A 19,746-nucleotide genomic window follows, 5' to 3' on the forward strand; every position below is an offset into this window, starting at 1 on the left:
CCTGCCACACCACCAGATTTACAGGTTGTTCCAGCACATCAGAGGGCTGGATAGCGGGATCCGTACTGGCCAGTTTCAGTCGGCCGTGAAAGAGTTCGGAAAGGCCTTCGGTCAGCGCAAAGCCAACCACGGCGAATAAGTCTGGGGGAAGTTCACCAACACGGGCGGTGAACTGCAGTCCGCTTGCCTGGGGCATATCTTCAATCCTTGAAGGTATGTTCTTGATAGTATCCGGGAGATCCGCAACCGATTCCGTAGTTGCTTTGTATTGCTAGTCATCCGGAAAGCTGTGCAAAAGTATCAGCCCACCTGCTAAAAATCCAGTCCGTAAAGAAAACAGAAAAGCCCCACAACTGCGGGGCTTTAGAAGGAGAACAACCGTCAGGCTGCTTTTTTTCTGCTCAACACACCAAGCCCCAGCAATCCAAGGCCAAGTAGTCCAATGGTCCCAGGCTCTGGTACAGAGCTAACATTCAGGCTGGCCAGAAGTTTTACACTCGTGTCGCCATTTTCTTCGGTATACAGTTCGGTCGCATTACCCTCAAACCCAAGCAGGCTCAGAGAGTAGACGTAACCATCCAGAACAAATTCAGAACTGAGAACCGCCTCGTCAAACAGGATCTGGACAATGTCGTCTACCGGGCCATCTTCTGTTATCTCAGTATGTGGCCCTACCCAAGGGAAAATCTGGCACAGGAACCCACATACCTCATGCTCAACTTCCGCATTGTTGGGTGTTTCATTGTGCAGGAAGTTAAATGTAAACGGTCCCGTCGCCACAGCCCCGCCACCATTGGAAAAACTGGCGTATACATCCAGATTCACACTGTCGATGGCAGAATCTGAGGGGATCTCATAGTTGTAGTGGGTAAATTCACCCAGTACGAAGGGAGAGGCATCGTTGATGGTCTGGGGCAATAGAGGGTTTGCCTCAAAGCCATAGCCACTCTTATTACCGTAACTTCCACCCCAACGGATCTGGTTTGTGCCTTCGCCGGTAACATTCTGGCCACCCACGGCATCAACCCATTGCCCGCTGACAGAATCCAGGTTAACCGGAAAAGCCGCAGCAACACCGGAAACAGTCAGGAGCGCAACGCCTCCCACAATCGATTTTAAAATAGTCATAGGAACATCCCTTTAACGTAGCTCAACACGTATTATCGTGGGGGAACCCCACACGATGCGGGAAAGCAAGCATCAGGCCAAAAACATAAACCAATATATTTCATACACCTAAATAGATAGCATTAACAGGTATGTAAACATTTCTGACATATAAAATGCAGGAATGGCGTATCGTAAGAGCCAGCCGATACGCCACGGAAGAAAACGGAAACGAAAGGGGAACGCAGGCACGGCTAACCATGCCCGGAAGGCTTATTCCGGCTTGTAAAGCCGTTGAATACTTGAAAAATCCAGAGTCCCATTGCCCTGCCCTGCATGCAGTTCAAACAGGTTTCGGGCCAGGGATCCCATCGGAATGGCTGCGTGGTTTTTCACCGCGTTGTCGAATGCCAGCCCGAGATCCTTGTTCATAAGATTGACCAGGAAGCCACCTTCATAGCCTCTGGAAGCTGGCACCCCATCCATCACGCCCGGCCATGGGTTATAGACATTCAATGCCCAGTTGCCACCAGAGCTCTGCTTCATGATTTCAGACAGGATCGCCGGATCCAGGCCGTTCTTGACCCCCAGCGCCAAGGCTTCACTGGTTCCTGCCATCAGGATAGCCAACAGCATGTTGTTGCAGATTTTGGCAACCTGCCCGGAACCATGATCACCCGCGTGGAATATGTTCTTGCCCATACCTTCAAGTATTGGCTTCGCCTGGTTGAACGTGTCCTCCGAGCCGCCACAGATAAACGACAGCGTACCCGCCCTGGCACCACCCACACCGCCTGACACCGGCGCATCAAGGAACGGAATATTGCGGTTCTTCGCTTCCTCAGCTACACCACGGGCCGTTTCCGGGGCAATGGTGGACGAATCAATCACCAGGGTGCCTTCCGGAAGATTGGCCAACAGGCCCTCGCTGCCGAGATAAACGGCTTCAACGTGCTGGCCAGCCGGCAGCATGGTAATAACGCACTCTGCGCCTTTGGCCGCCTCATGGGCTGTGTCAGCCGTTTTAGCGCCCTCCGCAACGAGCGCCTGGACAGCATCCTTCGACAGGTCAAACACGGTTACATCGTGTCCGGCCTTGACCAGATTAGCAGCCATAGGGCCACCCATATTGCCCAGACCAATGAAGGTTATGATTGCCATGTCTTTTCCCCTTTATTGTTGTATTCGGTAAACAGGGCTGATCGGCCCCGCATTGCTTATGCAAAAAAGCCGTCAATCCACTCTGTGTTCATTTCACCCAGAGAGGCATAACGCCAACGAGGCTGCTGATCCTTATCAATAAGGAGCGCCCGGATACCCTCGGCAAATTCGCCCTTCCGGAGACAGTTCTTTGATATCACCAGCTCCTTATCCAGAACTTCCTTCAGGCTATCCTGCCTGCAGCGCTTCAGATGGTTCCAGACCAGCGCCATAGACGTCGGCGAGGCTGAATCCAGGGCCTTGGTGGAGCGTGCCAGCCAGCCATCACCACCAGAAAGTTCCTTCAGCTGATCCACCACGGCTTCCAGCGAATCACCGTCGGTTACCCGGTTGATATCATCGAAGTGTTCGCGAACCGGCGACTCAGGCATGACATCGGCACTACGTATTTCAAACTGTCGCATTACCGAACTGACGACACCGTCTGCATCAGCATTCAGCCAGTCCTTTTGTTTCAGAGTTTCGATGACCTCTAGCTTGAGATCATGCCGGATAAAGCGATCAGCCAGGCCTGTAAATACCGCATCCCGGCCGTTGATCCTGGCTCCGGTCAGCCCGAGAAACAGCCCCGTGCGGCCGGGAGCCCTGTTCAGGAACCACCCTGCCGCGACATCCGGGTAGAGTCCGATGGTAATTTCCGGCATCGCCAGTTTGGAGCCCTCCGTAACAATCCGGTGTGAAGCCCCCTGCATCAGGCCCATACCGCCACCCATGACAATGCCATGTCCCCAACACACAACCGGTTTCGGGTAGGTATGGATCTGGTAATCCAGCTCATATTCCTCGGTGAAGAACGCATCGCCTTCACCACCCTGAGGTTCCGTCATGCTTCGGTACAGGGCCACAATGTCCCCGCCGGCGCAGAATGCCTTGTCACCTTCAGCATCCAGCCAGACAGCTTTGACATTGCTGTCTTCAGTCCATCGGCTGAGCTGGGGTGCCAGCATACGGATCATTTCGAGGGACAGTGAATTCAGTGCCCGGGGGTTGTTCAGACGAATAGCCCCGATAACCGCACCATCACCGGTTTGCCATTCTTCAAATACAATGGGTTGATCACTCATAACTTATCCTTCAACCGTTGCTCTGAGACGGAATCAGCGGTTTTTCCACTCGGGCTTGCGCTTCTCAAGAAACGCATTAACGCCTTCTCTCTGGTCATCTGTGGAGAACAACTCAACAAAGAGCTCGCGCTCCATTCTCCAGCCATCAGCATGGCTGCGCCCATCTCTGGCACTCATCACCAGAGTCTTGCATCGTGCGACAGCCGACGGACTCTGTTTACAGGCACCCTCTGCCAGCTCAAGCGCTTTCTCAAAGCTCTTGCCGGCGGGGACAACTTCTTCCACGAGGCCGATCTCCAGGGCTTTCCCGGCTGTGACCCGTTCGCCACAAAGAATCATTCGCTTGGCCCAGCCCTCACCTACAAGCCAGGGCAGATTCTGCGTACCACCGGCGCAGGGCAACAAGCCGACACCCGCCTCCGGCAGAGCCATCTGGGCCTGCTCTTCCGCTACCCGGATATCACACGCCATGGCACACTCAAGCCCGCCACCCATGGCGTAGCCGTTCACCGCCGCAATCGAAACACCCCTGAAAGATGAAAGCGTCGAAAACGCCTCCCCGAACGCAGCGCCCATCTCTCCGGCATTGGCCTTGTCTCCGTCGGCAAAGAGCTTCAGGTCTGCCCCGGCAGAGAAAAATTTTTCACCCTGCCCGGTAACAACCAGGGCATAGATTTCGCGGTCTTCATTCAGATCGTTTACGATCTCCACCAGGGCACTCAACGATGCTTTCGTCCAGGTGTTGGCCGGTGGGTTATTGATCGTCATAACCGCAATGTGTCCACGCTTCTCGAGCTTAAGCAGATCACTCATTCTGTTTCTCCTGTTTGCCTGAGGTTCTGTTATTGGATGGCTTCAGCAACACCGTCATCAAGCAGACGACGAGCCACAATCAGGCGCATGATTTCGTTGGTCCCTTCCAGGATCTGGTGCACACGAAGATCGCGCAAATACCGCTCCAGTGGATACTCCCGGATATAGCCGTAGCCACCGTGCAATTGCAGGGCCTCGTTCGCTACGTCAAAGCAGGCGTCCGTGGCAAAACGTTTTGCCATGGCACAATGCAGGGTTGCTTCGGGGTCTTTGGCATCAAGCTTGAAGGCGCCCAGACGAACCATCTGGCGGGCGGCCACCAGATTGGTTGCCATATCCGCCAGCTTGAACTGAAGCGCCTGAAAGGCGGCCAGCGGCTTACCAAACTGTTCCCGCTCGTGCATGTAGTTCCGGGCACGAATCAGGGCGGCCTGAGCACCCCCGAGAGAACAGGTGGCAATATTGAGCCGCCCTCCATCAAGCCCTTTCATGGCAATAGCAAAACCATCTCCTTCCTCACCGACTCGATTGGTGACCGGTATTCGCACGTTTTCCAGACTGATCATTCGGGTCGGCTGACTGTGCCAGCCCATTTTCTCTTCATTCTTACCGTAGCTGATGCCGTCAGCGTCCGCGGGAATCACAAAAGTCGAAATACCTTTTGAACCGCTTTCAGCATCGCCGGTCCGGGCCATAAGCACGAGGATATCCGTGCTTCCCGCGCCGGAAATGAACATTTTGCTGCCGTTGATTACGTAACTGTCGCCATCACGAACGGCTTTGGTTCGGAGGCTGGCAGCATCAGAGCCCGCCCCGGGTTCGGTGAGGCAATACGATGCCAGCCACTCTCCACTGGCAAGCCCGGGCACGAATGCCTGTTTCAGCTCATCCGAAGCGAAAGTGGCAATCATCCAGGTGGCCATATTGTGAATGGTGATAAAAGCAGCCGTTGAAGGGCAGGCCGCTGCCAGCTCTTCCACGATGACGGAGGTATCGAGCCGGGAAAGCCCCATCCCCCCCAGAGCTTCAGGGGTATACATACCCATGAAGCCCATTTCGCCTGCTTCCCGCATCACATCCACCGGGAAAATATGCTGCTCATCCCATGTCGCTGCGTGCGGGGCCATAGCCTTTTCAGCAAAGGCCCTGGCCGCCTCACGGAACGCCAACTGGTCTTCTGTCAGATTGAAGTCCATCGGTGTCCCCTGATCCTATTAACGCAACTGGATTGAGAAGTTTGCCTCAGCCGTTGCCTCACTGGAGAACCAGCGGGACGTTACGGTCTTGGTTTCGGTATAAAAACGCACTGCCTGTTTGCCATAGGCATGCTGATCACCGTAAAAAGATCCCTTCCAACCGGTGAACGAGAAGAACGGCAGAGGTACCGGAATGGGAATGTTCACACCTACCTGGCCCACGTCGATATTGTGCTGGAAGCGACGGGCAGCACCACCGGAGTTGGTAAAGATTGAAGTGCCGTTACCGTACGGGCTGTTGTTGATCACTTCGATGGCTTCACCAAGGCTGTCAACTTCCATGCAGGACAGCACCGGCCCGAAGATTTCCTCGTTGTAGATATCCATGTCGGTGGTCACACCGGAGAACAGCGTGGGCCCCACCCAATTACCATCAGGCAGGCCATCCACTGTGCAGCCGCGGCCATCCAGCAACAGGTTTGCACCCTGGGCTTCGCCGGTTGCAATCAAAGACTCGATACGATCCTTGGCTTTAGCGCTGATGATCGGACCGTAGCTGGCTCCGGCATCATCCCAGGCACCTGGCCGGGCTTTGGACATGGCTTCTTTCAGCTCCGGAATCCACTGTTGGGCTTCACCAACAAAAACGGCAACGGAAATCGCCATGCAACGCTGGCCCGCGGCGCCAACCGAGGCACCAACCAGTGCGTTGATCACCTGCTGCTTGTCAGCATCAGGCATGATCACCATGTGGTTCTTGGCACCGGCGAAGCTCTGAACACGCTTCATGTTGCGGGTGCCAGTTTCATAGATATAGCGGCCCACAGGAACAGAGCCCACGAACGAAACGGCTTTGATGGCAGGGTCGGTCAGCAGTGTATCCACCTGCTCTTTACCACCGTGAACCACCTGCAAAACACCTTTCGGAGCACCCGCTTGCTCAAAGAGTTCGGCCAGACGCATCGGGGTAAGAGGGTCCTGCTCGGAAGGCTTGAGGATGAAGGTGTTGCCACACGCGATGGCCATCGGGAACATCCACAGCGGAATCATGGCCGGGAAGTTAAACGGAGTGATACCGGCACACACACCCAAAGGCTGAATCCAGGAATGGGTATCCACTTCGCGGGCTACGTTTTCAACGGTCTCCCCCATCATCAGGGAAGCTACGTTGCCGGCATGCTCAACCACCTCAATACCACGCCAAACGTCACCTTTGGCATCTTCGAAGGTCTTTCCGGTTTCCTGGGAGAGAATTTCAGCGATTTCGTCGTGATGCTCCTTCAGCAGCGCCTGGTAGCGGAGCATGACGCGCGCCCGCTCAGACACCGGTACTTCTTTCCAGGTCTTGAACACCTCACCGGCGTACTTGATGGCTTGTTCCATCTCGGCGTGAGTCGTGCAGGGCGCCCTGGCGATGACTTCATTCGTGGCGGGATTGGTGACGTCTATCCAGTCCTGAGTCTGGCTCTGAACAAATTCACCGGCGAGATACAGTGGTACGTTCTTCATTTGATGAGGTCCCTGTTTGTTGTTATGCGGGAAGCGGACCGGGCGGTTTGCCGATCCAGTCATGTTTGAAAAAATCCTAGCACGTGATTCGGTTAACAGTGATTGACTAAATTTCGCCCGTGATGGACTATATTTCGATCACTCTAAAAACAACAGACTCAAAAATGGCTCAAACCTCTCAATGGCCTGTCCCTCAGGACAGCGTACGTTATGTGGTCCCGGACCCCATTATTCACCTGCTTTCAAACCACCCACTCACACGGGACCTCTACCCGCTGGCCTTCGGCCATTATCGCCGGGCGGCGGGTCATCACATGCATCGAGAACATCACAAGGATCATCTTTTGATCTACTGCACGGAAGGCAAGGCGTTCCTGAATGTGCTGGGTGAGCCCTACACAGTTGAAGCCGGCGATCTCCTCTTATTACCCTCTGGAGCCAGTCACCGCTATACCGCAGACCCGGACAATCCATGGACAATTCACTGGGTCCACTACACAGGCCCCCTGGCTGATGAATTCAGGCAATACATGGGTTTCGATAGCGCGACTCGCATCCGCCATCTGGGGCGTCAGCCCCGTTTGCTGGTGGACTTCAATGGTTTGCTGTCAGTGAGGCAGACCGGCTTCCGGGCCCGTGGCCTGATTCATGCCGCAAACCGTTTACGGCAGCTGCTGGCGGCCATCCCGATCACCATCGATGCAGCCGGCCACGAGCGTACGAGCGAACTGGATACCATTCACAACTATATGCGTGAACATCTGGAAGAAAGGTTGTCGCTGGAGCAGCTTGCCGAGCTGGCCGGACTGTCACCTGCCCACTTTGCAACCCGCTACCGGGAACAGACCGGCACCTCGCCGATTCAGCACTTTCTTCACCTGAAAGTGGAGCGGGCATGCCAGTTGCTGGACACCACCGACTATAGCTTTGCCGATATCAGCCGGCATCTGGGCTATGATGACGCCTATTACTTTTCGCGCCTGTTCAAGAAAGTTATGGGGCAATCGCCCCGGGATTACCGGCATACCGCCCGACATTGACGTCATGTATTGAGGGCCAGACTGCCACCTGTCTGCATCTACGACTTTTGTTGTAGATGCGAACCAGTTATCTTACTCCTTTCAACATACAACAAGAGCGAGCCATGGCCATGTACACGATCGAAATTGACGAAACCTTCGAGGTTCCCCGTAAGCGTGTGTTCGAGCTGTTTGCCGACCACAACCGGATCGGAAAGGTACTGGGCGCACCGATCAAACGCATCAAGGACAGCGACCAGGCTGACCCCAATGGCATCGGCTCCGTTCGTAAAATCGGCATCGGTCCGGTTGGTCTGGAGGAAACCATCCTCAACTTCGAACCGAACTCCCTGATCGAATACACCATCACCAGCCTAAGCCCGATCAAGAACCATCTCGGCCGCATTCGTTTCGAGGACACACCGGAAGGCCATACCCGAATCAACTACACCATTACCTTCGAAGACGTCGTCCCGCTGACCGGCAAGCTGGTACGTTCAGCCCTTGAGCAGGGCATTCGCCGCGGGATCAGGCGGGTACCGGACCTGGCGTGAGTTATTGATAGATAGCAACAAACCGTAACTTGATGATTATCAGATTCTTGACCTGAGGCAATAGGCCACACCAGTCGATTCTGTAATCTCCGCTCAATTGCATTATCTGGCCATTCCGGCCAGACATCCCCTTTTGCAGCGGAGAATCCAGATGGCAGCCGAGCCAATAGTCCTGTTTGATAATGGGCACCACAAGTGCCTGATGTTCGATTCGCTGGTGAGTGGCGAAGGCGTTCAATCCAATCAGTTTCTGATTGTTGACGGAAAGCATGAAGCGCTGATTGATCCCGGCGGTGACCTCACTTACACCCCGCTATCTGTCGCAGCGTCCCGCTATATGAACATCCGCGACATGGACTATGTGTTCGCGTCTCACCAGGACCCGGACATCATCGGCGCTATTGATCGCTGGATTGTCCACACACGCGCTAAAATTGTGACCTCCCGGCTGTGGGCTCGATTCCTCCCCCACCTGGTCTCCAGCTATGTGACCAATCAGCTTTCCGGAAGCGTGTACGACCGTATCGTCAGCATCCCTGATGCCGGCGCCAACGTAAAATTCGGGGATTCGTACTTACAGTGCCTTCCTGCCCACTTCATGCACTCCGTTGGCAACCTGCAGTTTTACGATCCCGTTTCCAGGATTCTGTTCTCCGGCGACCTGGGAGCTTCTCTGGGCGGTGATGACGACCACCTTCCGGTCAAAGACTTCGACAAACATGTGCCATCCATGATTGGCTTCCACAGGCGTTATATCGCATCAGGGAAAGTGTGCCGGCTCTGGGCCAATATGATTCGGGAAATGGACGTTACCGCTATCGTTCCACAGCACGGTAAACGGTTTGAGGGCCCGGAAATGGTCAACCGCTTCCTTGACTGGGTCAGCTCGATGGATTGCGGTATCGACTTGATGACACAGGAAAATTACCGCCAGCCGGTAGACTACGTCTGACCGGGTAGGTACTTCCCACATTGTCATTACAGGTCACTGAAGCTCGTGGCAGTAGCGAAGTAAATATTCTTTGTGTACAACTGTACACATAACAAGGTGAAGCCAGGATGGCTCGCGACAAAAACAGACGAAGGCATCCCGTGTTTGTTTTATTTACTTCAAGGAGAATGTCATGAGCTTTATTAACCCGAGATTGATTGGTCTGACCCAGGAACGGGCCATTGAGGAGAACACCGGTGTCTCTGACCTGCATGTTGGCTGGCAGAATGAATTTGCCTCTCAGGTTCAGAGCGATCCTATGGGCAACAGCCATTGTGCGCCCGTGATTCGCTGGCAGCAGGAAGGGGAGATTCGTTACTTCGTGCCCCGCCTGAGCTTCACCCAGAACGTCACTGAAACACCGTGGCTGAGACAGATACTGGGACTTGACGATGAGCCCGGCTACGTTGTCGACGAAGCAGCCCTGATCAAGGCCATCGAACGCAAGTTGATCAGCGAATCCCGCCAAAGTGTAGCGGCGTGATGATGCCTGCCTGACACAGCCGACCCTTGTCGGCTGTGTCCCCCTCCTCCAGGGTCAAAACGACCTGTCAGAAATAGGCCTGTCGCAAAGGGTCAGACTTCAGTAAAATTCCACCCTTTTCCAGGAAAGAAGGGGCAGCGTGTCATGGGCAGAGCCTATCAGAACCGCAAAGAATCCATGGCCAAAACGGCCGCAGCAAAAACCAAGGTCTACAGCAAATACGGTCGCGAGATCTATATGTGCGCCAAATCCGGCGGCGTAGACCCGCAAGCAAATCTGTCACTCCGCGGGCTGATCGAGCGCGCCAAGAAAGATCAGGTTCCGGCCCACGTTATCGAGAAAGCCATCGACAAGGCCAAGGGTGGTGGCGGCGAAGATTACTCACCGGCCCGTTACGAAGGTTACGGCCCTGGCAACTGCATGGTGATCGTGGACTGTCTGACAGACAACCCGAACCGTACCTTCGGTGATGTGCGCCTCGCCTTCACCAAAACCAAGTGCAAGATTGGTACTCCGGGTGCCGTTGCCCACATGTTTGATCATTGCGCCATCTTTGCCTTCAAAGGTCAGGACGAAGAAGCTGTTCTGGAAGCGCTGATGGAAGCAGATGTCGACGTCACTGACATTGAGAGCGAAGGCGACAGTATCACGGTATTCACACCAAACACCGAATACGCCAAGGCAAAGCAGGCTCTGGTGGATGCGTTTGGTGAAATCGACTTCGACGCAGACGAAATCCAGTTCGTACCCAAGACCACGACACCGGTCGAAGGCGACGATGTCCCGATGTTTGAGAAGTTCCTGGACATGCTGAACGATCTGGATGACGTTCAGAATGTTTTCCACAACGCCGAAGTGGCCGAGTAAGAAAACAAAGAGTACGAAAACAAAAGTGCCGGCATCAGCCGGCACTTTTTATTGGTTTATGGGCAACACCGCTTAGCGAGGGGTTGCATAAACCTGGGTCCAGTAGTTGCGGTAATCCGCTACACTTTCATCCGCATCAACCCGCTCAACTGCAAACTCGGTAAACCGGGGGTCCATGATGTTCTCGCAGTGCCCGGGGCTGTTCAGCCAGCCTTTCATCACCGAGGCTACGTCGTCATATCCGGCAGCAATATTTTCTCCTGCCACAGACCACTGGTATCCCGTTTCAGTAATCCGATCACCTACCCGCAATCCGTCCGAGCCGTAGTGGCTGAAAAAGTTATTGCTCGCCATATCGCGGCTGTGTTTCTCTGCCGCACCGTTGATCGGGCAGTTGTACTCCACCTGCACAGTGGCCTCGAAGTACTCACTACCACAATATCTGGCCTTGCTTCTTGCAGCATTTACGTACTCCAGCATAGCGGCCTGGTATTCCTCTACCTCACATCCATCGACTACGATAGTCACCGGTCCCTCGGCTGCATCTGAATTTGCCTCGCTGGAATCCGCAAGAGCGGAACCTGCACTGGATGACGTCGGAGCACTGGAACCGCCTCCACCACAACCAGTCAGAAAAAGACTAAATACTACGTAAAAAAGGGACTTACTTAGCAACTGCATCGAACTTTTTTCCCAAAGGAGCTGAATTTTTTGGGAATATTACGTGTCGACGTTGTAAACGTATGTGCGGGATTTGCGAAAACTACAAATCATTACGTTGCTATACAAAACCCACGAATTCGTTTTTTCCAGGTAACAAATGAACCTATCAAACGCAGCAGAAATACGTATAGCCATTTTGAAAACCGGAACCACCTATCCGGAGCTAAAAGAGCGCTTCGGTGATTTCGACACCTGGTTTCTGGCACACCTCGACATCCCAAAGCTGAGCGTGACCGTCCTTGATGTCACTCAAGGCGCGCCAACCTCTCAACCCACCGATTGGGACGGCGTGTTTGTGACAGGTTCCCCTGCCATGGTCAGCGACAAGGAACCCTGGAGCGAGGCGACCTCGCGTTGGCTGGGCAATGCAGTTAAAGAGGGCATTCCCATCTTTGGTGTCTGCTATGGTCATCAGCTTCTGGCCCACGCCACAGGCGGTCTGGTCGGCTATCACCCGAAAGGCCGTGAAACAGGCACCCACACCGTGGAACTGCGTGATGCGGCTATGTCAGACCCATTGTTCCGAGACCTGCCGAGGTCGTTTCCTGCACACCTGACCCACAAACAGTCAGTTCTGGATCTGCCGGAGAATGCCGTTCTGCTCGCATACAACGCCTTTGAACCCCACGAGGCCTTTCGCATCGGAGAGTGCGCCTGGGGGGTCCAGTTTCACCCCGAGTTCTCCGAAGAGATTATGGGCACTTACCTGAGCGTCCAGGCGCCCGAGCTTGAGCAGGAAAATCTGTCGCCAGGCACCCTGATGGACAACATCCAGAAGACTCCGGACGCATCCAGTCTCCTGGTCAGGTTTGTTGAGTTTGTCAGGGAATGCAGCCAGAAATGATCAGCAGGTACCGATGGGCTTGTGGAACAGTGCAACATCCTTGGCAGGGACTTCCAACCGCCATCCAAACTGCTGGGCAAGAACGTTGAACGTATACTCGCGGTAGAACACAACGTGGGTAGGATCTCGGCGATAGTGCCAGTTTGCGAAACGACTATCATCAGTCTGAAAGCAGGTCATGACGCCTAACCACCCTCCTGGCAGAAGCAGCCTGTCGAAGGCCTGAAAAACCTCGGCAGGCTGGTACAGATGTTCCACTACCTCGGTACAGGTAATGAAGTCATACTGCCTTTCCAGAACGGAAGCGTCCGGGTAAAAAAACGGATCGTAGAGGGACATATTCATCCCTGAGTCCGCGAGCATCTGCGCAAGCGCAGGCCCCGGGCCACAACCAAAATCCAACCCGTCAGCACCGTGGGCAAGCCGTTTCAGCAGAGGATCCGATAGCCTGGCCAGGAATCGCCGGTATCCCGGATCGTCTGCGGTATTTTCATGGAGATCATAAACCGCGCGCTCCTCTGCCTCTGACAAACGACCGACCTCAGACATGACGGTTGCCTCACAGTACCCACACCGCAGGTAGTCCTGCCTGCCCACAGCCATGAATGCCTGCAACACCCCCTGCTCGCAAACGGGACACAACGCCAAATCAACCTCCTAACCTGAACAATCTTTCATTGTCATTTTCGGCCATGACCGCCATTTCGTGATCAAGCGCGAAATCCCGCCGGGAACCCGGCACCTATACTGGCCTCGCAAATAATAACAATCGCAAACCAATGACGACATTAAACCGGCGCTCTGCCTCCGGTTCAGGGACGGAAACATGGACATTTCAAACAGCATCGCACAGGACGTGCCGATCATGTCGGCACGCTATGCCCAGCGCTTCACCCAGTTCATGGAAAAGCGCGGCGTAAAGGCACATGCTCTTCTCAAGAACACGGACATGTCGGAAGAGTTACTGACCAATCACGAATCATTCCTGTCCATCAATCAGGTCATCAGGCTTCTGGACAATGCAACATGGCTGATGACCGACGAACGGGCTCCGTTTCAATTTGGCCAACAACTGGACCTGCCCAGCCACGGCCTTCTAGGTTTTGCGGTACTCGGCCACGAAAACCCACGACAGCTGATCAGCATGATCGTCCAGTATCTTCGGGTCGGGTTACCGCTCATGGACATGGACTTGAGCTCCACCGGCTCCACGTTTCGCATTCGACTTATAGACACCTGGGACCTGGGCCACATTCTTCCCTGCGTCACCAAAATCTATATGGGCAGCATTCACCGGATTGCCTCTCAGGTGTGCGACCACTTCGATATCGAGTTCAGTTTTTCGACGACTATGGGCAGCCCGGCATGGCAGACCCTTGCCGGCAACAGCGAATTCCGTTTCAACCAGACTTACAGTCAGGTCACCATGCCCCTCATGGGCCGGCCGGCAAAACCGAACGACGCCAGCCTGGAGTTCCTCATGGCACGAAACCGGCAGCCCCAGGAAGAGCGGAACCGGGAGTCGGACGAAACCGTCATGCAGGTCAGGGAGCTCATCATGAGCCAGCCCGGGCGACCATGTACAACCGACAACATTGCCCGCAGACTCAACATCAGTACACGTACCCTTCGCCAGCATCTTTCAGCGGCAGGCACATCCTTCCGACAACTCAGGAACGAAATCCGTGAGAACTTTGCAACGCTGTACCTGAAGGACACGAGCGTCCCTCTGGAGTCTATCGCCAGCAAACTCGGGTTCAGCGACCAGGCGGGGTTCACCAAGGCTTACCGGGCCTGGACAGGCACAACACCCGGCGATATCCGAAAACAAGCTCGAAAGGTAAATAACACGCCTGGCTGACATTTCTGCCCCAATCACAGACCGAGGTTGAAACCCGTCACGGTTTCAATATTTTTTACAGCCCATTTCCGCTTTGAACAAAAACCCTGCCGTGGCAAGCAATGACCCACGGTGGGGTGGGCATGCCTAATGGTCCTGCACTCATGCGCGTAGAAGTGCGTGACAAAGGGATTTTTGCAAGTCCGAACGAGTCTGTCCTTGTCGGTGTTGTCTGCAGCCCTCTCAACAACAACGAAAACCTTACAAAGGACGAACTCATGAAACGCAGCAATCTCGACACGGGCGCCCGCAAGCTCGGTCCAGCGCTCGCCGCAGCGACCCTGATGGCCTGCGGCGGCCAGGCGCTCGCCGCTCCGGTATCTCTTACTCTCGAATTTTCGTGCCCGTTCCCATTGATCGGCGACCAGCCTATCCGGGCGGAAATCAGCGCTGATATTCCAGCCGTCGCCACAGTTGGTACCCCAACACCAGAGTTTGAGGTTACCGCGCTCACCGTGGTTAATGAAAACTCCCGCACCGGCCTGAAACTGGTGGGCTCTGAAACCCTGGAAGGCAGCGCCATTTCCTATAACGAAGTCATTACTCCGAGCCGTACCCTGGACCAGATTGTCAATCTGGCGATCCCTCAGACCCCAATTCCCAGCGAAACCGGTGAATTTACAGTACCCGCCACAGGCAACGCACCTGCCGTGAATTTTACCGAACAAGATGTCGGTGAAGCAGAGATCCGCGTTGGAGCACTGTCCCTGAGTCTGATCGCCCGGACTGCGAATGGCGATATAGCGCCCGCACCCATTGGTGAAATTGATACCGACTGCACCCAGCTCGCAGGCCAGGATAACCTGCTTCAGACCATCATGGTTGAGGGCAATGCCGTTGAGACCCCACGCATTGCGGTGAACCGTGAAGCAGTCGCGTTCGGCAATGTACAAGCCGGCCTGACAGAGCAAGACACCATCACAATCACTAACACCGGAAACGCCGCCCTGGGCATCAACGGTGTCAGCATTTCTGGTGCCGACAGCAGTGCCTTCATGCAAACCAACAGCTGCAGCACCATCGCACCTAACGAAGCCTGCGACATCAACGTCACCTATATCCCCAGTGGCGAAGGTACTCAGAGCGCTACTCTGAGCATTGCATCGACAGATGCAGACACCCCGAATGTCGATGTAGCCCTGAGTGGTAACAGCGTACTTGCACCCGTTCCGGAAATCGGTGTTGATCCCCAGTCAATCGACCTCGGTCGAATTCTGCTGGGTGAAAGTGCCTCCGCCCAGATCACCATCACTAACAGTGGCAACGAAACGCTCCTGATCAATGCGATCAACCTCACCGGCAACGATGCTTCGGAATTCACTCAGACCAACAACTGTACGACGGTTCCACAGGACCAGAGCTGCACCGTCGACCTGGCCTTCACAGCTGGCTCTGTCGGGGTTCGCAATGCCCAACTAGTCGTCGCATCCAATGACCCGGAAAATCCTGAAATCAGCGTTTCCGTATCCGCCGAGGGATATGAGCAGACCGGCTCCATTCTTGAGATGCTTCTGGCATTGGACGGTTCTACCTACATCAACGCCTCAGACAGCACCCTTCCACTGAATGGCACTATTGCCACAGCGCTGGACCTGGCCGCTGGCACCTTCGAGGCCGACCTGGCCGTTGATCCAACAGTCGGCCACTTCTCTGTCAAATTGCTGTTCAGCAAGCTGAATGCCGTTGCCAACGTCGAGTTTGAACAGTCCGAGATGACCACCGGCACACTGATCAACGGCAAGTTGACGGCCAACTCCCACCTTTATGTGAAGGTACCGAAAGTTGCCCTCAAGCTCTTCGGTATCCCGTTCAAAGTCGGCGGTGGTGACCAGTGCCAGACCATCGAACCTGTGGACATCACTCTGGTATCGCCGGAAGGCTCTAACTTCTCACCCGCAACGGGTGGTTCTGTCAGCGGTGAATACACGCTACCTCCGCTGGAGAACTGCGGCCTGCTGACCGATGTTCTCAACCAGTTCCTCACCGGCCCCGGCAACACCATCGACCTGATGCTGACTCCGGAGCAGTAAGGAAACGGGCACCCCAGTGCCTGGCCTGCCGGCAACCCGCCGGCAGGCATCCGAATGATAAAAAATAAAGGAAATCTGAGATGAAAAGCCTGAAGACATCAACATTAGTGCTGGCGATGGCTGGCCTGCCCCTTGCAGCCCAGGCAGAACTCAAACCGCTGGAAGACAACCTCATGGGGAACATTACCGGCCAGGCCGGTGTCACCATTGAGCTGGAGACCAAGGTCAATATCGGTGAATTCAGATACACCGACGAGGGCTCACTGGCGATCCGCGACATTGCCATTGGCGGTGCAAACCGCACGGATCTTTTTGAAGAAATCACCGATCCGGCCATCCGCAACATGGCGTTCGGCACCACCAGCGACCTGATCGACAATATCAAGATTGAGATCGACATTGCGGATGATGGGGATGCGCTGATCAATGTCTGGCCCCTGACCGCCGCCCCCATTGATTTCGGCGTCAGCACCGGTGAGTGGATGCTGGAAGGCCATACCGATACCACCCTGCTGGCGAATAATTTCTCGATGGTCGGCGCCGTGACCAAACTCGGTATCACCGTTGATACGGCAACCGACACTCTCAACCTGAACACCATGTTTGGTATTTCAGACCTGGATGTGGACATCCCGTTCCTGGCTCTGGGCATTCGTGACCTGAAACTAACCGGCGACCAATACCTGGAAAACCCCGGCATCCTGACCCTGGGGGCGACCGTCGACATGGACATCTACAACGGTACCCGCGCCAACGGCGGTGAAGCGCTGGCAGCAGACCTCAACACCTTCCGGGCAGACATGACTGTCGGTCAGGTGCTGGTCGGTGGAACCTCCATCGGCTCCCTCACCATCGACAACCTTGCGGTTGAAAATACCGCTATGCGCATCTACGGCCACTGATCCCGGCGCGACGTGATCAGCCTTCCCTGAGGGCCTCACGCAATTGCTGATCCAGCCCGGCAGCCTCAATCGGCTCCGGGCTGATCACTTCAAGCCGGGACTCCTCCCGGGGCTCGGTATCCAGCACGGACAATGCTCCATCAACCACGTTGATCGCTCGCCAGCCCTCCTCAGTGCGAACCACAGCTTTGAAACGCGCGAAGTGGCTGTCCATCGACATGACCAGTAGTGCACGTTCCTCAAAGACTCCATCCGGGTGCACCCGCCAGCCCACACTGTAGAATCCCTGCCCGGCATTTTCGGCTATCTGCCAGGGCTCCACATCAATGGAGACTCTCTCCGCAACACCATGGGAATGATCGTGATGGTGATGGGCGCCGGGATCAGACACCTCTGGCAAGGCGGTATTGCCATCCAGCCAGTCAGCCTTCAGATGGCCATAACGGGTCTGGAAAACAGCTGACTTGGAGGGCTTCAGGTCAGCAGCCCATGACTCAAACCGGGCCATCTGTCCGGGGCTGCAAAGGTCCGTCTTGTTGGCTACGAGAATATCTGCCGCAGCCACCTGATCACGAAACTGCACATTGTCGAGGACTCTTTGTTCCTCAAGCTTCCTCGGGTCCACAAGCGTGATGACAGGGCCCAGCTTGAGCACATCCGCATAGTGTTCACTTGTGAGCGTTTCCAGAATCTGAGAAGGATGACCAAGCCCGGTTGGCTCAATAATCAGCCGATCCGGCCTGGCCTTATGGATCAGTTGGTTCAGACCGATCTGCATAGGTAAACCCGCAACACAGCACATGCAACCGCCGGGTACCTCTTTGATAAAAGCGCCACTGGTTTGCAGCAGGGCACCGTCGATGCCTACTTCTCCAAACTCGTTGACCAGTACAGCCCAAACTTCATTGTCGGGTTTGGATTTCAGGAGTTCGAGAATGGCAGTGGTTTTGCCGACGCCGAGAAAACCAAGGATAAGATTCGTCGGGATGGGTTGCTTCATATTACGTCTGCCGCCAGATAAAACGTTATACTATAACAACCAAGGGCGGTAACGAAACCTGAGGGGGCTACCGCCCAACCTTCACCAACCGGTCCAGCCGGAGTCGCTCACGCTCGTCAAACATCCGCCGGCTTCCCCAGGACACAGCAATCAACGTACCGAAACCGGTACCAACGGCGATGGTCAGCATCACGAGAATCTGATATTTCACCGCGATGGAAGGCGGACTACCGGCCAGAATTTGCCCCGTCATCATCCCGGGCAGGCTGACAATCCCGGCGGCCGCCATCGCATTAATCGAAGGCATCATGCCGCTGCGCATGGCCTGTTTGCGAATATCCTCCAGAGCGGAACGCCAGGTCTCCCCCAGCATGAGCCGGTTTTCAATGACCGCACGCTGGCTCCAGACTGACTCTGTCAGGCGGTCCAGGCTCAGGGCAACGCCGGTCATGGTGTTTCCCAGCATCATCCCCAGCAATGGAATGGCATATTGCGGTGAGTACCAGGGCTGCGGACCAATCACCACGGTCAGAACCAGTACAGTGACGGTGAAGGACGACACGAACATTGCGCCAGTGCCTATTCCGAATGACCAGATACCAATGAGTCGCCGTTGCTGGCGAGCGACGACTTCCCTGCCTGCAACCAGCAACATTATGAAGGCAAGCAGTGCTACCCAATAGAAATGCGAGGATGCAAACAAGGCCTCCAGAACCAGCCCGATCAGCGTCAGTTGAATAATGGTCCGGACACTGGCAATCAGCAGGCTCCGCACGATGCCCAAACGGGCAGCCACGCTGACGGCTCCGAGTGCCAGTATCAGCAACGCAGTGAGCGCCAGCTTCCACCAGGCAAGATCAATGACTTCCATCAACAAGCTCCAGATTACTACCCAAGATCCGGTAGTGTCGGTCAGCCACCCGGTGGATCTGGTCATTATCATGGGCGACCCAAAGTACTGGCATCCCCCGCTTTCGGATTGCCTGCATCAACCACCTTTCCACCACTTCTGTCATGGCGCCATCCAGGTTTGCCGTTGGCTCATCCAGAAGCAAAACCGACGGTTCCCGGGCCATCGCCCGCAATAACGCTAATCGCTGACGCTCGCCGGAGGATAATCGATCCACCGTCCATCCCATGGTTTCTTCTGGAAACCCGAACTCTGCAAGCCCATCCGCTTCCCGGCCATCAGGAAAGTGCTCACCCACAGTCTCAAACCACCACTGACTGTCAGCAGGAACCATCATCACCTGTTGCCTCCAACGGCTGGCCGGCATGGATGATTGAGGCGTTTCGTCAAGGCACACCCGACCGTCATGGGGTTCCAGGTCCGCAATGGCTTTCAACAGGCGGCTTTTACCACTTCCGGATGGTCCGGACACGCAGACCACCTCTCCGCTTCCAAGAGACAAAGAGACTCCGGCAAGCATACCGATGGAAAGTGCTTCAATCGTCAGTGTCGTCACAGAGGCCCCGGGAAGTCAGGATCGGATTTTTCTCGCCAATATACCTGTTATTATGC

The 19,746-nt window shown here is 55.1% G+C and carries 20 protein-coding genes and 1 pseudogene; 9 read left to right on the forward strand and 12 right to left on the reverse strand.

The genetic code is table 11. The annotated features are described in order from the left end of the window. The 7 genes and pseudogenes from FWJ25_RS14795 to FWJ25_RS14825 all read right to left on the reverse strand — a co-directional run. Positions 1–196: pseudogene (locus FWJ25_RS14795) on the reverse strand (contractile injection system protein, VgrG/Pvc8 family); the annotation flags it as partial. A gap of 185 nt (positions 197–381) precedes the next feature. Next, a complete protein-coding gene (locus tag FWJ25_RS14800; protein ID WP_246166854.1) occupies positions 382–1,128 on the reverse strand; it encodes a THxN family PEP-CTERM protein in 747 nt (248 codons plus the stop codon). A gap of 252 nt (positions 1,129–1,380) precedes the next feature. Beyond that, positions 1,381–2,268, reverse strand: a complete 888-nt coding sequence (mmsB, locus tag FWJ25_RS14805) for a 3-hydroxyisobutyrate dehydrogenase (RefSeq protein ID WP_149601042.1) — start codon at positions 2,266–2,268, stop codon at positions 1,381–1,383. A gap of 56 nt (positions 2,269–2,324) precedes the next feature. After that, positions 2,325–3,392 carry an enoyl-CoA hydratase/isomerase family protein gene (locus tag FWJ25_RS14810; RefSeq protein ID WP_149601043.1) on the reverse strand — a complete coding sequence of 356 codons (1,068 nt, stop codon included), beginning with the start codon at positions 3,390–3,392 and terminating at the stop codon, positions 2,325–2,327. A gap of 33 nt (positions 3,393–3,425) precedes the next feature. Then, on the reverse strand, positions 3,426–4,205 hold the full coding sequence (locus FWJ25_RS14815) for an enoyl-CoA hydratase (RefSeq protein ID WP_149601044.1): 780 nt from the start codon (positions 4,203–4,205) through the stop codon (positions 3,426–3,428). A 29-nt stretch (positions 4,206–4,234) separates the two neighbouring features. Continuing rightward, positions 4,235–5,401, reverse strand: coding sequence for an acyl-CoA dehydrogenase family protein (locus FWJ25_RS14820; protein WP_149601045.1), 1,167 nt, complete (start codon positions 5,399–5,401; stop codon positions 4,235–4,237). 18 nt (positions 5,402–5,419) lie between these two features. Next, the gene (locus tag FWJ25_RS14825) at positions 5,420–6,910 is read right to left on the reverse strand and encodes a CoA-acylating methylmalonate-semialdehyde dehydrogenase (RefSeq protein ID WP_149601046.1); all 1,491 of its coding nucleotides are present in this window, start codon (positions 6,908–6,910) and stop codon (positions 5,420–5,422) included. Positions 6,911–7,074: 164 nt separating this feature from the next. On the opposite strand from FWJ25_RS14825, the gene FWJ25_RS14830 reads away from it, so the two are divergent. The 5 genes from FWJ25_RS14830 to FWJ25_RS14850 all read left to right on the forward strand — a co-directional run bounded on the left by FWJ25_RS14830 (position 7,075) and on the right by FWJ25_RS14850 (position 10,825). Continuing rightward, positions 7,075–7,950 (forward strand): AraC family transcriptional regulator, encoded by an 876-nt coding sequence (locus tag FWJ25_RS14830; RefSeq protein ID WP_149601047.1) that lies wholly within the window; start codon positions 7,075–7,077, stop codon positions 7,948–7,950. Positions 7,951–8,054: 104 nt separating this feature from the next. Beyond that, positions 8,055–8,483 carry an SRPBCC family protein gene (locus tag FWJ25_RS14835; protein ID WP_149601048.1) on the forward strand — a complete coding sequence of 143 codons (429 nt, stop codon included), beginning with the start codon at positions 8,055–8,057 and terminating at the stop codon, positions 8,481–8,483. Between the two features lie 151 nt (positions 8,484–8,634). After that, complete coding sequence (locus tag FWJ25_RS14840) at positions 8,635–9,435, forward strand: oxygen-binding di-iron domain-containing protein (protein ID WP_149601049.1); 801 nt, start codon at positions 8,635–8,637, stop codon at positions 9,433–9,435. A 172-nt stretch (positions 9,436–9,607) separates the two neighbouring features. Beyond that, complete coding sequence (locus FWJ25_RS14845; protein ID WP_149601050.1) at positions 9,608–9,958, forward strand: hypothetical protein; 351 nt, start codon at positions 9,608–9,610, stop codon at positions 9,956–9,958. Positions 9,959–10,102: 144 nt separating this feature from the next. Next, entirely contained in the window at positions 10,103–10,825 is a 723-nt protein-coding gene (locus FWJ25_RS14850) for a YebC/PmpR family DNA-binding transcriptional regulator (protein WP_149601051.1), read from the forward strand. 72 nt (positions 10,826–10,897) lie between these two features. Here FWJ25_RS14850 and FWJ25_RS14855 read toward each other — a convergent pair whose 3' ends face one another. Next, a complete protein-coding gene (locus FWJ25_RS14855; RefSeq protein ID WP_149601052.1) occupies positions 10,898–11,506 on the reverse strand; it encodes a CAP domain-containing protein in 609 nt (202 codons plus the stop codon). Between the two features lie 139 nt (positions 11,507–11,645). On the opposite strand from FWJ25_RS14855, the gene FWJ25_RS14860 reads away from it, so the two are divergent. After that, positions 11,646–12,392: a glutamine amidotransferase gene (locus FWJ25_RS14860; protein WP_149601053.1), complete on the forward strand. Its 747-nt coding sequence runs from the start codon at positions 11,646–11,648 to the stop codon at positions 12,390–12,392. Here the strand turns inward: FWJ25_RS14860 and FWJ25_RS14865 are convergent, their stop codons facing one another. Continuing rightward, positions 12,393–12,995 carry a class I SAM-dependent methyltransferase gene (locus FWJ25_RS14865; protein ID WP_149601192.1) on the reverse strand — a complete coding sequence of 201 codons (603 nt, stop codon included), beginning with the start codon at positions 12,993–12,995 and terminating at the stop codon, positions 12,393–12,395. A 223-nt stretch (positions 12,996–13,218) separates the two neighbouring features. On the opposite strand from FWJ25_RS14865, the gene FWJ25_RS14870 reads away from it, so the two are divergent. The 3 genes from FWJ25_RS14870 (at position 13,219) to FWJ25_RS14880 (ending at position 17,224) form a co-directional block, all read left to right on the forward strand. Beyond that, complete coding sequence (locus FWJ25_RS14870) at positions 13,219–14,253, forward strand: helix-turn-helix domain-containing protein (RefSeq protein WP_149601054.1); 1,035 nt, start codon at positions 13,219–13,221, stop codon at positions 14,251–14,253. Positions 14,254–14,510: 257 nt separating this feature from the next. Beyond that, positions 14,511–16,322: a choice-of-anchor D domain-containing protein gene (locus FWJ25_RS14875; protein ID WP_149601055.1), complete on the forward strand. Its 1,812-nt coding sequence runs from the start codon at positions 14,511–14,513 to the stop codon at positions 16,320–16,322. A gap of 80 nt (positions 16,323–16,402) precedes the next feature. Beyond that, a complete protein-coding gene (locus FWJ25_RS14880; protein WP_149601056.1) occupies positions 16,403–17,224 on the forward strand; it encodes a DUF6160 family protein in 822 nt (273 codons plus the stop codon). A 16-nt stretch (positions 17,225–17,240) separates the two neighbouring features. Here FWJ25_RS14880 and FWJ25_RS14885 read toward each other — a convergent pair whose 3' ends face one another. The 3 genes from FWJ25_RS14885 to FWJ25_RS14895 form a co-directional block, all read right to left on the reverse strand. Next, complete coding sequence (locus FWJ25_RS14885) at positions 17,241–18,224, reverse strand: CobW family GTP-binding protein (RefSeq protein ID WP_149601057.1); 984 nt, start codon at positions 18,222–18,224, stop codon at positions 17,241–17,243. A gap of 67 nt (positions 18,225–18,291) precedes the next feature. Further along, on the reverse strand, positions 18,292–19,095 hold the full coding sequence (locus tag FWJ25_RS14890) for an ABC transporter permease (protein WP_149601058.1): 804 nt from the start codon (positions 19,093–19,095) through the stop codon (positions 18,292–18,294). Further along, positions 19,082–19,690 carry an ABC transporter ATP-binding protein gene (locus FWJ25_RS14895; protein WP_149601059.1) on the reverse strand — a complete coding sequence of 203 codons (609 nt, stop codon included), beginning with the start codon at positions 19,688–19,690 and terminating at the stop codon, positions 19,082–19,084. Before FWJ25_RS14895 ends, FWJ25_RS14890 begins: the two co-directional genes overlap by 14 nt. Positions 19,691–19,746: the final 56 nt, after the last annotated feature.

Source organism: Marinobacter salinexigens, from assembly GCF_008370345.1.
GTDB lineage: Bacteria > Pseudomonadota > Gammaproteobacteria > Pseudomonadales > Oleiphilaceae > Marinobacter > Marinobacter salinexigens.